This window comes from Mesorhizobium sp. B3-2-1 (genome assembly GCF_006439515.1).
GTDB lineage: Bacteria > Pseudomonadota > Alphaproteobacteria > Rhizobiales > Rhizobiaceae > Mesorhizobium.
Genome location: NZ_VFTI01000033.1, coordinates 1 through 14,202 on the forward strand (window position 1 = coordinate 1; position 14,202 = coordinate 14,202).

Consider the following 14,202-nt stretch of genomic DNA (forward strand, 5'->3'; position numbering starts at 1 on the left):
CGCCAACTTCATGGGCTTTGTCAAACTTGCAGCTATCGCCATCTGGCTCAGGTAGTTAAATCGTCACTACGCCCTAGTCCCTTTGGCGGGTCTCTGGAGCCTCATTCGCGGCAAGAAAAACACTCCGTAAGGTTGGTCAAGCCTTGCAGTGCGCCAAACGGAGCGCCGCACTGGATCATCCCCGGTCTGCACCTTTGCGTTACGTGAACAGAGTAGTTTTTTGTCGTCCCTTGCGCATCGTCCCGTCCACAAAAGCTCGACAGTCGCGCCATGACAGACACAGCATCATCTCCGACCCTCGTTGCGTCGACCGGCCTTGCTACCTCGACAGTCTCGCCGCGCGAGGAACGCGTCGGCATGCTTCTGGTATTCCTGTCGGCGCTGATGTGGAGTTTCGGCGGCACCATCGCCCGCTTCATAAGCGTCGGTGACAGCTGGACGGTTATTTTCTGGCGCTCCGTTTGGGCTGCCGCCTTCCTGCTCTGCTTCATGGTCTGGCGTGACGGCTGGCGCGGCATGGTGAAGTCATTCCGGCACATGGGCCTGCCAGGCATTGCGGTGGGATTCTGCTTCGCCATCGCGTCGACCTCGTTCGTCGTGGCGCTTGCCTACACCACCGTCGCCAACATCCTCTTGATGCAGGCCGGCGTGCCGCTCCTGGCGGCCTTGTTTGCCTGGGCGCTGTTTCGCGAACGGGTAACCGTCGCAACCTGGATGGCGATTGCCGCCGTCATCGCCGGCGTCGCCATCATGGTCTCTGAATCTCTTGACGGTGCCGTCTCGCCCATAGGCGATGGACTGGCGCTGCTGATCGCGTTCATGTTCTCGACCGCCACCGTCATCACCCGGCGCTTCTCCAGCGTGCGCATGACGCCGGCGACCTGTCTGGGCACGATCCTGGCGGCGGGCTTCGCTGCCTCGCAGGCCTCGACCTTCATGGTGTCGGCCGGCGACATGGGCTTTCTCTTCGTCTTCGGCGTGGTCAATCTAGGCCTTGGCCTCGCGTTCTTCGCCACCGGCGCGCGCCTGATCCCGGCGGCGATCGCGGCACTGCTCGGCACGTTCGAGCCGATCCTGGGGCCGATATGGGTCTGGCTCATCCATTCCGAGGTGCCGTCCGGGCGCACCATCATCGGCGGCGCGGTGGTGGTCACGGCGCTGCTTGTCCATATTGGGCTCGAATTCAAGCGCCAGGCGCGACCGCAGCGGGCGGGGGTCACCGGAGTACCTTCGCCTAATTGATGCCGGCGCCGAAGCTTTGCCCATTGACAACGTCGCTGCCGCCCGGGCAGGCTGGGAACACGGCAACAACAAGACAGGCTTATCTTGCCAAGTCTCCCCGGCGGCTCGATCGAGACCGGACCACATTCTTGTATCTCTCTCCGCGCGGCGGCGAAAGCTTCTGACGGCACCGCAATTCCTTCCCGCCCCGAACGACCGGGTGGCGGCAGGCGGCGTGCCGGATGGTGCTTGTCGATCCCTGGAAAGCCCAATAGTCTGAAGCAAATGCCCGGCCGCGCGAGCATGTCGCGACGCGCCGGCGATGGAACACTCACCAAAGGAGAATAGCATGATCCGCAAAGCGCTCTGGCTTTCGGCAACCTCGGTATTTCTGGCGCTTTTGACACCCGCCGGTCACGCCGCGGACCGCGTCGTCAACGTCTTCAACTGGTCTGACTATATCGACAGTTCGATCATCGACGATTTCACCAAGAAGACCGGCATCAAGGTCGTCTACGACACCTTCGATTCCAACGAAATCCTCGAAACCAAACTGCTCGCCGGTGGTAGCGGCTACGACGTCGTCGTGCCGAGCGGCAATTTCCTCGCCCGCCAGATCCAGGCCGGTGTGTTCCAGAAGCTCGACAAGTCGAAGCTGCCGAACCTCTCCAACATGTGGGATACGGTTATGGAGCGCACCGCCAAATACGACCCCGGCAACGAATACTCGGTCAATTACATGTGGGGAACGGTCGGCATCGGTTACAACACCAAGAAAGTGCAGGCAGCGCTCGGCACCGACAAGATCGACAGCTGGGATACCTTCTTCAACCCGGACAGCCTGGCCAAATTGAAGGATTGCGGCGTCTATGTGCTGGATTCTCCCTCAGACATCCTGCCCGCGGCGCTGAAATATCTCGGTCTGGACCCCAACAGCACCTCGCCTGACGATATCGCCAAGGCCGAGGAAGCTCTTCTCAAGATCCGTCCCTACATCAGGAAATTCCACTCGTCCGAATACATCAACGCACTTGCCAATGGCGATATCTGCCTGGCGGTCGGCTGGTCGGGTGACGTGTTCCAGGCTCGCAACCGCGCGGTCGAAGCCAAGCAAGGCGTGGAGATCGGTTATTCCGTGCCGAAGGAAGGCGCGCAGATGTGGTTCGATCAGATGGCGATCCCCGCCGATGCGCCGCATGTCGCCGAGGCGCTCGAATTCATCAACTACATGATGACGCCGGAAGTGATTGCGAAATCGTCGAACTATGTCCTTTATGCCAACGGCAACAAGGCATCGCAGCAGTTTGTCGACAAGGCGCTGCTCGACGATCCGTCCGTCTATCCGGACGCCGCGACCTTGCAGAAGCTCTATACCACCCAGCCTTACGATCCCAAGACGCAGCGCATCATCACGCGCAGCTGGACCAAGATCGTCACCGGCCAGTAGGCGATCCGACGCGACCCCGGCAGCCAACTGCCGGGGTCGATTTCTTTTGGGGAACGAAAAAAGTACGGAGTGGGATATGAAATCGCTTGGCAGCATCCGCAGGGACTTCGCGCCATGGAACGACCCGAACGCCAAGCCTTATATCCAGTTCGACAACGTCACCAAGAAGTTCGGTGACTTCACCGCCGTCAACAATCTGTCGCTGACCATTTTCGAGCGTGAATTCTTCGCCCTGCTTGGTGCCTCGGGTTGCGGAAAGTCGACGCTGCTCAGGATGCTTGCCGGCTTCGAGGAACCAACGGCCGGCCGCATCCTGCTCGATGGCCAGGATCTGCGCGGCATTCCGCCCTATCGCCGGCCGGTCAACATGATGTTCCAGTCCTATGCCTTGTTCCCGCATATGACGGTCGAGAACAACATCGCCTTTGGCCTCAAGCAGGAAGGCATGCCGAAGCCCGAAATCGGAAAGCGCGTCGCCGATATGCTGAAACTGGTCAAGCTCGAGCAGTTCGCCAAGCGCAAGCCGCACCAGCTCTCCGGCGGCCAGCGCCAGCGCGTCGCGCTTGCCCGCTCGGTCGCCAAGCGACCGAAGGTGCTTCTGCTGGACGAGCCGCTCGGCGCGCTCGACAAGAAGCTGCGCGAGGAAACCCAGTTCGAACTGATGGATCTGCAGCAGGAGCTTGGTCTGACCTTCGTCGTCGTCACCCATGACCAGGAAGAGGCGATGACGATGGCCGATCGCATCGCCATCATGGACAAGGGCGAGGTCATGCAGGTTGCGACGCCGCCGGAAGTCTACGAAGCCCCGACGTCGCGGTTCGTCGCCCATTTCGTCGGCAACGTGAACATGTTCGAGGGCAAGGTTGCCGAGCGGACCGACAAGACAACTCGCATCACCGGCGCGACCGGAGCCCAGATCGTCGTCGAAAATGGTGGCGCGAACGCAAAGGCTGATGCCAATATCGTCTTCGCCATCAGGCCGGAGAAGATCAGGGTCTCGTCGAAGAAGCCGGCCGACGCCGTCAACGCGCTGGAGGGCGAGGTTTACGACATCGCTTATCTCGGCGACATGACCGTCTATCACGTCAGGCTGGACGATGGGCAGATCGTGCGGGCAAGCGCCATGAACGCGGCCCGTGTGACCGAGGATCCGCTGACCTGGAACGACCGTGCCTGGGTGTCCTTCCGGCCCGACGCCGGCGTCGTGCTGGCGCGGTAAGGGGCGGTCATGTCCAATATCGCCGTCGCCGATGCCGCCGCGCCATCGACTGCCGCCAATCCGTTCCTGACGCGTTTGGGTGCCGGCTTCGTCAGCCGGCTCGTCATCATCGTTCCCTATCTCTGGCTGCTGTTCTTCTTTCTCGTCCCCTTCGTCATCGTCTTCAAGATCTCGCTGTCACAGACGGCTATCGCCATGCCGCCCTACACGCCGGTGCTCGACCTCAGGGACGGCGTTTCCGGCTTCTTCGCCGGCTTTCGCGACCTCAACTTCGACAATTATGTATGGCTGACGCAGGACGCTCTCTATTTCAAGGCGTACCTCACCAGCGTCGTCATCGCTGCCACTTCCACGGTGCTGACCTTGCTGGTTGGCTATCCCATCGCCTATGGCATGGCCCGCGCTCCGGCCACGATCCGCCCGACATTGCTGATGCTGGTCATCCTGCCGTTCTGGACGTCGTTCCTGATCCGCGTCTATGCCTGGATCGGTATCCTGAAGCCCGAGGGCCTGCTCAACCAGTTGCTCTTGTCGCTACACATCGTCAACCAGCCGCTCGTGATCCTCAACACCTACACGGCCATCTTCATCGGCATCGTCTATTCCTACCTGCCGTTCATGGTGCTGCCGCTTTACTCGTCGCTGGAAAAGATGGACTACTCGCTGATCGAGGCAGCCAAGGATCTCGGCTGTCCGCCGACCGCTGCCTTCTGGAAGATCACCTTTCCGCTGTCCCTGCCCGGCGTCATCGCCGGCTGCCTGCTGGTATTCATCCCGGCGGTGGGCGAATTCGTCATTCCCGACCTGCTCGGCGGCTCGCAGACGCTGATGATCGGCAAGACGCTGTGGAACGAGTTCTTCGCCAATCGTGACTGGCCGGTATCGTCGGCCGTTGCCGTCATCCTGCTGTTGCTGCTGATCGTACCGATCGTGTTGTTCCAGCATGCCCAGGCCCGCGCGCAGGAGCAGGACAAATGAACACCACCTGGAGCCGCTTCAACATCACCTCGATCACGCTCGGTTTTGCCTTTCTCTATTTGCCGATCGTGCTGCTCGTCGTCTTCTCCTTCAACGAGTCCAAGCTCGTCACCGTCTGGGGCGGCTTTTCCACCAAATGGTACGTCTCGCTGTTCCACAACCAGGGCCTGATGGACGCCGCATGGGTGACCATCCGCGTCGGTCTGATTTCAGCGACGGTGGCCACGGTTCTCGGCACTATGGGAGCCCTGGCGCTGACCCGCTACACACGCTTCCGGGGCAGGGTCCTGTTCTCCGGCATGATCTTCGCACCATTGGTCATGCCTGATGTCATTACCGGCCTGTCACTGCTCCTGCTGTTTGTCGCCATCGGCATGGATCGCGGCATGACGACCGTGATCCTGGCGCATATCACCTTCACTATGTGCTTTGTCGCGGTCGTCGTGCAGTCGCGGCTTGTCAGCTTCGATCGCTCGCTGGAAGAAGCCGCCATGGATCTTGGCGCGCCGCCGGTGAAGACCTTCTTCCAGATCACGCTGCCGGTCATTCTGCCGGCGATCGTGTCCGGCTGGATGCTGGCCTTCACGCTGTCACTGGACGACCTGGTCATCGCCAGCTTTGCTTCGGGTCCTGGCGCCACCACGCTGCCGATGAAGATCTACAGCCAGGTTCGTCTCGGCGTGACGCCGGAGATCAATGCCGCCTGCACCCTTCTGATCGCTATCGTCACGGTTGGCGTCATCATCGCTTCGGTCGCCAACAAGCGGCGCGAGGTGCAGCGGCAGCTTGACGAGCGCGCCGCTCAGCGCGGTTAGGAGCTGCGCTTCGGGCGCAAGGCCTTATTCGCCCGAAACGCCGCGGCTTATCGGTGAAATGAATGGCGTGCTCCAGGTTCCGCCGACGAAAAACGACGACTGGTTAGGCCCCTGCTGGCCGCTCTTTTGCGCTGCCGGCTGATCCGACTGGATGACGCCGCCCGACAGCGCCAGTCCGCGTCCTGCGTAGGATGCGATGCCGGAAAGCCAGATCTTGTATTTCGCCGAATTGGCCTCGGCCTTGTCGAGTCTGGCCACGCCTCTCGAAATGGTTGCCTTCACTTCGGCCCCATCGATGGGCAGCGTCCCGTCCGAGACATCGTCGAGCGCGAAGAAGCCGCCCTGTTCGGTATGCTTGAGAAAGGCAGGCAGGTTGAACTTGCTGAGCGCGCCAGGGCCGAAGATCGCCGAGACCGAGCCGTCGGCGTTTTCAAAGATCGAATCCCAGGTCCTTCCCGGCCCCTTGAGGATGACCGAAACGGTGCCCGTGCCGACCGGCACCAGCCGGGTCATCCCGGCCGCGGTACCGAACGCGCCGCCATCGACATCGGAGGCCAGCAGCCGGATCTCGACCTGGGTGCCCTCGGGTTTGCGGTCGAAACGAAGGCTGGTCTGGATGTTGCCGCCAAAAGCCGAGGCGTCGGAGATGTCGAAGACGGAAAGACCGTCCTTGACCTGGGCGGTGGCCGCGACATCGGCAAGTTGGATGCTCCCCGCCGTGGCATGGGCCGCCGACAGCCTGAGATCGAGATTGACCCGGTCGGCGAAACTCGTATTGACCTGACCTGGCTCGCCGCTGCTCGCCGGTCCAAGCGACGTGAAGGCGGATAGGAACGACCTGAGGTCGAGCGTGTCGAAGGCAAGTGTGCCCGAGATCACCGGCTGCGTCTCGCCAAGAGACAGGTCCAGCGCGCCCATGCCCGGGTTGTTGTCCAGCGCCAGCGCCGTGTTTTCGAATTTGACGCGTCCGGCCGACGCCGTCACCTTGCTCGAAATGCTGACCGAGCCGATCGCCGCGCTCGGCGCAATGCCGGCCTGTGACCATTCCAGCACGCGGCGCAGCGAGGGGGCCGCGAATTTCACCTGGCCGTCGAAATAGGCGTTTTCGGACATGTTGGCCGTGCCGTCGAACGAGAAGGTGGCGGGCGCTGCCTTGAAGGACAGGGTGAGCGGCGCCATGCCCCCGGCAAACAGCACTAGCGGTCTCGGCGAGGCGGCATCCACGGTCACGCTTTCGCCACGCCAGATCCCTGTCGCGGATAGCGTCGCATTGCTGTTCATCGCCGCCCATGTGGCCTGGCCGCTAAGACTGCTCAAGATCTCCATATCCTTGCCGTTGACGGACGCCACCATGCGGCCGTCCCTGAACTCCACAGTGCCGAAAGTGTCGGTCGGCAGCTTGTCCAGGTCGGGCTTGGCGGGGTCGGTCTTGACCAGGCCACGGGCCGCGTCGATGGAGCGCGCGATGCGCCCGCCGGTCGGCGCCGTGGGCAGGAACAGCCCGTCCGCCGTGCGCTGGACCCGGATCGTCGGCCTAATCAGCCGTGCCGTGGAAAACACCACATCGCCCTGCAATGCCGCCATGGCCGAGAGGTCGACCTCGACCCGTTCGGCTTCGACGACCGGCGGCGCATCGGCATCCGTCCACTTCGACAGCGTCACATCGGTCAGGATCGCGCGGAATTTCGGCCAGACCTCGATGCGCGGCGACCCCTCGATGGCAACCCGAAAGCCGCTCCAGGCGCTCAATTCCCAAGCGATGCGGTCACGCACGATCCGCGTCGAGGCGATCAGCGGCAGGGCCGCGACCACCAGGGCGATGACGATCGCGGCAACACCGATCGCCCATACTCCGCGGCGGATCAAGGATGATGGCATATAGCCCCGTATGCTTCCATTCCGATAAAAACGATCGTCCGACGGGTGTAACCCGTGGCGTCACTACGACTTAGGGCTGACGCATTTCAAGTCTTTATGGCCCGGCGATGGCATTTGCGCACACTTGGCTGAGTCGGCCCAACAAAATCTTGCTCTGCTGCGCTGCGATATGCATAAGCGATGACGACCGTGGGAGGATCGATCATGGCTGGCGAAGTACCGCTCTGGACCCCAACGCAAGACCAGATTGATGCCTCGCCCTTGACCGCCTTCATGAAGGCCGCGGCGGCGAGTACCGGCAGTCCATTCTCTTCCTACGCCGATCTTCACCGCTGGTCGGTCGAGAACCGGGAGGCGTTCTGGGATCTCGTCTGGGATTTCTGCGGTCTTGAAGGCGACAAGGGCGAACGACTGTTGCTCGATGGCGAGAAGATGCCCGGCGCCTCTTTCTTCCCGGACGCGTCGCTGAATTTCGCCGAAAACCTTCTGAAGAAAACCGGGGCCGGCGACGCAATCGTTTTTCGTGGCGAGGACAAGGTCGAGAGGCGACTGTCGTGGAACCAACTGCATGGCCTGGTCTCGCGCCTGCAGCAGCTTTTCCTGTCGCTCGAGGTGAAGAAGGGTGACCGTATCGCGGCGATGATGCCGAACATGCCCGAAGCCGTCGCCGCCATGCTGGCCGCCGCCTCGATCGGGGCCGTCTGGTCATCCTGTTCTCCCGATTTCGGCGAGCAGGGCGTCCTCGACCGGTTCGGCCAGATCGAGCCCGTCATCTTCATCGCGCCGGACGGCTATTGGTACAATGGCAAGGCGATCGAGGTCGCCGACAAGGTCAAGGCGGTCGCGGCCAGGCTCGGCAGCGTCCGCAAGATCCTGCTCGTCGACTATCTCGGCACCTCCGCCGACGTGGCTGATACCATCGACAAGGCCGTGGCGATGGAGGAGGCGCTGTCGCCCTTCGCCGTCAAGCCCGTCACCTTCGAGCGGCTGCCGTTTTCGCATCCGCTCTACATCCTGTTTTCGTCCGGCACCACCGGCATTCCCAAATGCATCGTCCATTCGGCCGGCGGCACGCTGATCCAGCATGTCAAGGAACACCGGCTGCATGCCGGCCTCGGCGACAGCGACCGCTTCTTCTACTTCACCACTTGCGGCTGGATGATGTGGAACTGGCTGGTATCGGGTCTGGCCTCTGGCGCAACGCTGCTGCTCTACGATGGCTCTCCCTTCCACCCCGACGGCAACGTGCTGTTCGATTTCGCCGATGCCGAGAAGATGACCTTCTTCGGGACCTCGGCCAAGTTCATCGATTCCGTGCGCAAGGCCGGTCTCAAGCCGATCCGCAGTCATGATCTCTCGACGGTGCGCGCCATATCCTCCACCGGGTCGCCGCTTTCGCCCGAGGATTTCCGCTTCGTCTATGACGGGATCAAGAAAGACGTGCATCTGGCCTCGGTATCCGGCGGCACCGATATCGTTTCGTGCTTCGTGCTCGGCGTGCCGATCGAGCCGGTCTGGACCGGGGAGATCCAGGGGCCGGGCCTCGGCCTCGCCGTCGATGTCTGGGACGACGACGGCAAGCCGGTCAGGCAGGAGAAGGGGGAATTGGTTTGCACCAAGGCCTTTCCGTCCATGCCGATCGGCTTCTGGAACGATCCCGACGGCAAGAAATACCAGGCGGCCTATTTCGAGCGTTTCGACAATGTCTGGTGCCATGGCGATTTCGCCGAATGGACCGATCATGGCGGCATTATCATCCACGGCCGCTCGGACGCGACGCTCAATCCAGGTGGCGTGCGCATCGGTACGGCGGAAATCTACAACCAGGTCGAGCAGATGCCCGAAATCCTGGAGGCGCTGTGCATCGGCCAGAATTTCGACAATGACGTGCGCGTCGTGCTGTTCGTGCGGCTGGCCGCGGGTGTCCAACTGGACGAGGACCTGGAAAAACGCATCCGCGCCAAGATACGCAGCGGCGCGAGCCCCCGCCATGTGCCGGCCAGGATCGTCGCCGTTTCGGACATTCCCCGTACCAAGTCGGGCAAGATCACCGAGCTTGCGGTGCGCGATGTCGTGCATGGTCGTGCCATCAAGAACAAGGAAGCGCTCGCCAACCCGGAAGCGCTGGAGTTGTTCCGCGACCTGCCGCAACTTGCGCAGTGACCGCAACCGGCATGGTTAACGAAATATGTCGCGCGAATTTACCTAGATTTCACGAGTGGTACACATTCGTAAATTTTTTGGCGACCCGGTAAGGACTTGTTAAGGCCCGGCGTCGATAGTCGCACGTAACTTGAGGGAGAAATCCCGTTCCTCAGCCCCCGGAGGATCTGAATTCAGCTCAAGCCCCCGTTGTGACAGCAATCCCATCTCTTAAGGCGTCCTCTGGGCGCCTTTTCTTTTCGGCTTGCTATTCCGCCAGCACCCGAGTCGACGGGAACGCGACCTCCACCAGCGTGCCCTCGCCGGGTGTCGAATTGATGCTGAAGCGGGCGCGGTTGGCTTCCACCATGGCCTTGGTCAGCGGCAGGCCAAGGCCGGTGCCGTCGCCGCGCCCGCGCTTCAGGGCGTTGATCTGCTTGAATGGCTTCAGCGCCTGCTCGATCTCGGACTGGCTCATGCCGATGCCGGTGTCGCGCACCCGCATGACGACGTCGCCCGAGGTCTCGTAGGCGGTCGAGACGATCACCTGGCCGCCGGCCTGGGTGTAGCGGACGGCGTTGGACAGGATGTTGAGCGCGATCTGGCGCACGCTGCGCAGGTCGGCCACCACTTCCGGCAGCCGCGAGGCGAAGCTGGAGCGGATGATGACGCGTTCGCGGTTGGCCTGCGGCTGCATCATCGCCACGGTTTCGGCCAGCGTATCGTTGAGCGACACCGCCTCATAGGCCATTTCCTGCTGGCCGGCCTCGATCTTCGAGATATCCAGGAGATCGTTGACCAGGTCGAGCACGTGGTTGCCCGAGCGGTTGATGTCGCGCAGATAGTCGCGGTAGCGGTCATTGGCGACCGGCCCGAACTTCTCGTCGACCATCAGTTCGGAAAAGCCGATGATGGCGTTGAGCGGCGTGCGGATCTCATGGCTGATGCGGGCGAGGAAATCGGTCTTCTGCGAGGAAGCGCGTTCGGCCACGGCACGCGCCTGGGTGAGATCCTCCTCGGCCCGCTTCCACTGCGTGATATCGCGCACCACGGCGCAGAAGCCGCTGTCGTTGGGCAGCCGGCCGATGGTCATGAACAGCGGGATGAAGCGCCCCTGTGCTTCGCGGCCGATCACCTCGCGGCCATCATTCAAGACGCTCGCCACGCCAGGCTCCGACAGGCCGGTGAGATAGTCGCGCGCCGCGCGCTGGCTCTCGATGGCAAACAGCGAGGCGAACGGCTTGCCGGTCACCTCGTCGCTGTCGAAACCGAATAGCGCCTCGGCCGGGCGGCTGATCGAACGGATGGTGCCGTCGCTGCCGATCAGCACGACCCCGTCTGTGGCGGTGTCGATGATGGTGCGCATCTCGGCGATGCGTGCCTTGAGCTCGGAAATGTCGGGCTGCGTCGGCTCCTCGCCGATCGCGTGCAGGGCCACAGGCGCATCATCCTCGCCGGAACGGCGAACGACCAGCATCAGGCCCTTGCCATCGCGCCAGGGTACGGAGCGCAGGATGGCGTCGATCGGAAATTCCTGTCCGTCGCGCGTCTTCAGCCGCAGAGCCCGGTCGCTGCCGTCGGAGGCGCCGTCACCGGCATAAGGATCGGCAAACAAAGCGCCGAGGCCGCCAGCATCCTCCAAGCTCTCCAGCGTCCCGTACCCGGTCAGGTCGAGGAATTCCTCGTTGGCATAGTGCAACTGGTCGCCCGAATGGATGATGAGCGGCACCGGCAGCTTGCCGAGAAGCGATGTATCCGGCGTCTTGTTTTCGTTGCCGACGGAAAAAGCCGACGGCATGAACCCTGCGGTTTTGAGTGGCGGCACTTGCAGGCGTGGTCGCTCGGCAATTGTTTCGGTCGCTTCATGCGTGCCGCCGGTTTCGCCGGTGGCCGCAGGCGCGCTTGATGCAGCCGCTTCCTCGCCGGCCCAATCCTCATTGTCCTCGGCGTCGCGAAAATCGTCTGACGTCATGCCGTCGCCATCGGCCGGCGGTGCCTTGGCAGGCCCTGCCTGCGCCGGCGCCTCGCCATCCCCGATTATCTCCTGCGCCTCGGGCGCCGGCGCCTCGTCGGTGCCGCCGGCGGCATGGGCAGGCTCGTGCTCTTTGCCGGCATAGTCGAGCAGGGAGCCCGAGGCCGACGGCTGCGGAGATTCGGAAGTCGGTGTTTGTTGTTCGACCTGATCCGGCTCCGCACCGTCGAGCCGCGCCAGATCCCTCTGATCCTCGGCATCGCCCGGGGAAGGTTCGCCCGCATCCGGCTCGTCTTCCGCATCGGGCGCTGGCATCTCATGCGCCGGGCCGGCCACCGGTCCCTGGGTCGAATCTGTCGGTTCGGCATCCGGGGTGGCGATGTCCGCCGCCGGCGGCTTCGCATCGGTCGCGGGCTTGGTCGTGTCTTGCGGCTCCGACAATGAGCCTGTCCCGGCATCTGGTTCCGCCTGACTTGCCGGCTCTATTGCTTCAGCCTCCGGCGGCTCCGCCGCGGAGCTGTCTTTCTTCAGCCGCTCGCCGATCTCGCGGAACGCGCTGCGTTCCAGCGTCGACAGCCCCTTGTCATTGGCTGGTTGCCTATGTTCGGCCAGCCGGATGACCTTGTCGGCGAACCGCCGCTCCGGTTTCGGTACGATGGCCAGCGCCGGCACTTCGCCCTTGAACGGATCCGATGCCTTTGGCTCTCCGGCCTCTGGTTCTTCAGGCACCGTCTCCACGGCTTCCGGTTTCGGTGCCGCCGGCCTCTCGCCATTGGGCACCAATGCCATGCCGATCGCCTCCGGATCGACGACCGCATCCCCGGTTCGCGCGACGCCGAAGCCGCGGAAGCCTTCGAAAGCGCGGCTGCGGCCATAGACAGGCAATGCCGCCAGGTCGACCGGGATCTTCAGGTCGGTGTCGACGACCGGCCACAGCACCGAGCGGCCGGACCAGGTGTCGCGCCGCTCCAGCAGGCCGGCGATCTCGCCGGACGCATCAAGGCCGAAGGCCGCCGCGACATCCCTAAAGCGTCGGCCGATCACGTCGGCGGCCGGATGGCCGACGACATCGGCGAATTCATGCGACAGCGCGCTGAACTTGCCCTCGGCGTCGGTACGCCAGACGAAACGCAGCGGTGCCGCCGAGCGGTCTATCGTCCGGGTGGCCGAAGCTGTAGTCGGGGCTGCCGGGGAGGGGACCTCGTCCTGCTTCACGCTGTCCATCGAAGCCTCGGTGCCAGCCTCGGTCGTGCTTTTGGGTTCCGGCGCGGCCGGCGCGTCGTCTTCTCCGGCATTGAAATACCAATGATCATGCTGTGCCGGCGTGCCCGCCGCCGGCTGGTCATTGTCGGCGGCGACCGGTGCCGGCGCGGTCGGCTCCTCGATCTCCCGCTTTGCCCGTTCAGGCATATCGTCAGCCACGGGCTCGGAAGGGGCGGGCTCCTGTTCGATCTCGGCAGCGGCCGGCAACCGTTCGATCGCCTCCGTCCGCGAAACATCTGTTGTCGGCTGATTGTCCTGCCGAGACCTGAATTCTGGCGCGGCGGTTTCCGCTGCCTCCGTTGTGGCGCCAGTCTCTTTGGCGGGGCCTTCCGTTGCCGCGGACGAGCCGTCCGCCGAAGCCGCCGCGGCAGATGCGCTGTCTTCGAATTGGTCCTCGTCGATCACCACCAGCAGATGCCGCTCCGGCGTCAATCGGGCGAGGCCCGCCGGGTAGGAGGTCCTGCCGCCCGGAACGAGGCGCTTGACGATGCGCTCGCCCTCGGCCGCGACGTCGGCCACCAGGGCCGCCAGTGTCGCGGGCTGGATGCCGAGCGCCGAAAATCCTTCCGAGGCGGCCTCGACATTGCCCTTGGCATCGACGAAGGCAATGAAATGGCCGTCTTCGGTTAAGCCGCTGATCGCCCGGCCGGCGATCTCGGCGGCACTGCGCGAACCGGTCTGCGCCGCAGGCACCGCCAGCATGATGGCGTTCTCGCCGTCGGGCAGCGTCACGGCACTGGCAAGAAAGCCGACGGCGCGGCTGGTCATGCCGGTCGCCAGGCGCACCGTGATCGAGCGATCGCCGCCGATCTGCGGGAAACCGCTGGTCGCCATGATCTGACGGCGCGCGATCAGCGGCAGCCGCGTCGACGCGCCGATGATCGCTTCGATATCGGGATAGCCGAACATGGCGGCTCCAGGCCCATTGGCCCAGACCACCTGCTCGAGGTCCACCGACAGGATCGCGATCGCGTCGCCGGCGGCAAACCGCTGGCGGACCGCGTCGAGCACGGCGACGTCGAGGAAGGAATATTCGGACGGCATGCGCTTGGCGGACCCTCACGGAGCGGCGAATTTGCAGTTAACGCTTTGTTAATAAAAGCCGCAGCCACGAAGGTCCACAAGCCAGAACGTGCAAAGGCTGAATTTTGGCCGTTTGGTTAACGGCCAAAAACATTTTTTTGTGCACTGCAACAAAGATATTGCAATGCACAAAATTTGCCTTTATATTGCCATCATACATGAACGAGACGGCTTTCTGTCAAAG

The 14,202-nt window shown here is 63.1% G+C and carries 8 protein-coding genes; 6 read left to right on the plus strand and 2 right to left on the minus strand.

The window, feature by feature from the left end; genetic code table 11:
- Nucleotides 1-270: 270 nt before the first annotated feature.
- The 5 genes from FJW08_RS26670 (at nt 271) to FJW08_RS26690 (ending at nt 5,680) form a co-directional block, all read left to right on the plus strand.
- Nucleotides 271-1,242: a DMT family transporter gene (locus FJW08_RS26670; RefSeq protein WP_140812948.1), complete on the plus strand. Its 972-nt coding sequence runs from the start codon at nt 271-273 to the stop codon at nt 1,240-1,242.
- Nucleotides 1,243-1,570: 328 nt separating this feature from the next.
- The gene (locus tag FJW08_RS26675; protein WP_140758947.1) at nt 1,571-2,668 is read left to right on the plus strand and encodes a polyamine ABC transporter substrate-binding protein; all 1,098 of its coding nucleotides are present in this window, start codon (nt 1,571-1,573) and stop codon (nt 2,666-2,668) included.
- Nucleotides 2,669-2,744: 76 nt separating this feature from the next.
- Complete coding sequence (locus FJW08_RS26680; protein ID WP_140812949.1) at nt 2,745-3,887, plus strand: ABC transporter ATP-binding protein; 1,143 nt, start codon at nt 2,745-2,747, stop codon at nt 3,885-3,887.
- Between the two features lie 9 nt (nt 3,888-3,896).
- The gene (locus FJW08_RS26685) at nt 3,897-4,865 is read left to right on the plus strand and encodes an ABC transporter permease subunit (RefSeq protein WP_140758949.1); all 969 of its coding nucleotides are present in this window, start codon (nt 3,897-3,899) and stop codon (nt 4,863-4,865) included.
- Nucleotides 4,862-5,680: an ABC transporter permease subunit gene (locus FJW08_RS26690; RefSeq protein WP_015316315.1), complete on the plus strand. Its 819-nt coding sequence runs from the start codon at nt 4,862-4,864 to the stop codon at nt 5,678-5,680. Before FJW08_RS26685 ends, FJW08_RS26690 begins: the two co-directional genes overlap by 4 nt.
- A 24-nt stretch (nt 5,681-5,704) precedes the next feature.
- Here the strand turns inward: FJW08_RS26690 and FJW08_RS26695 are convergent, their stop codons facing one another.
- Nucleotides 5,705-7,558, minus strand: a complete 1,854-nt coding sequence (locus FJW08_RS26695; RefSeq protein WP_140812950.1) for an AsmA family protein — start codon at nt 7,556-7,558, stop codon at nt 5,705-5,707.
- A gap of 204 nt (nt 7,559-7,762) precedes the next feature.
- On the opposite strand from FJW08_RS26695, the gene FJW08_RS26700 reads away from it, so the two are divergent.
- Nucleotides 7,763-9,721, plus strand: coding sequence for an acetoacetate--CoA ligase (locus FJW08_RS26700; RefSeq protein ID WP_140812951.1), 1,959 nt, complete (start codon nt 7,763-7,765; stop codon nt 9,719-9,721).
- Between the two features lie 247 nt (nt 9,722-9,968).
- Here the strand turns inward: FJW08_RS26700 and FJW08_RS26705 are convergent, their stop codons facing one another.
- A complete protein-coding gene (locus FJW08_RS26705; protein WP_140812952.1) occupies nt 9,969-13,979 on the minus strand; it encodes a PAS domain S-box protein in 4,011 nt (1,336 codons plus the stop codon).
- Nucleotides 13,980-14,202 lie beyond the last annotated feature (223 nt).

Bases quoted from the DNA above. Each gene is read 5' to 3' on its own strand.
- FJW08_RS26695 (WP_140812950.1), bottom strand. From the start codon at position 7,558: ATGCCATCATCCTTGATCCGCCGCGGAGTATGGGCGATCGGTGTTGCC.
- FJW08_RS26670 (WP_140812948.1), top strand. From the start codon at position 271: ATGACAGACACAGCATCATCTCCGACCCTCGTTGCGTCGACCGGCCTT.
- FJW08_RS26705 (WP_140812952.1), bottom strand. From the start codon at position 13,979: ATGCCGTCCGAATATTCCTTCCTCGACGTCGCCGTGCTCGACGCGGTC.
- FJW08_RS26675 (WP_140758947.1), top strand. From the start codon at position 1,571: ATGATCCGCAAAGCGCTCTGGCTTTCGGCAACCTCGGTATTTCTGGCG.
- FJW08_RS26690 (WP_015316315.1), top strand. From the start codon at position 4,862: ATGAACACCACCTGGAGCCGCTTCAACATCACCTCGATCACGCTCGGT.
- FJW08_RS26680 (WP_140812949.1), top strand. From the start codon at position 2,745: ATGAAATCGCTTGGCAGCATCCGCAGGGACTTCGCGCCATGGAACGAC.
- FJW08_RS26700 (WP_140812951.1), top strand. From the start codon at position 7,763: ATGGCTGGCGAAGTACCGCTCTGGACCCCAACGCAAGACCAGATTGAT.
- FJW08_RS26685 (WP_140758949.1), top strand. From the start codon at position 3,897: ATGTCCAATATCGCCGTCGCCGATGCCGCCGCGCCATCGACTGCCGCC.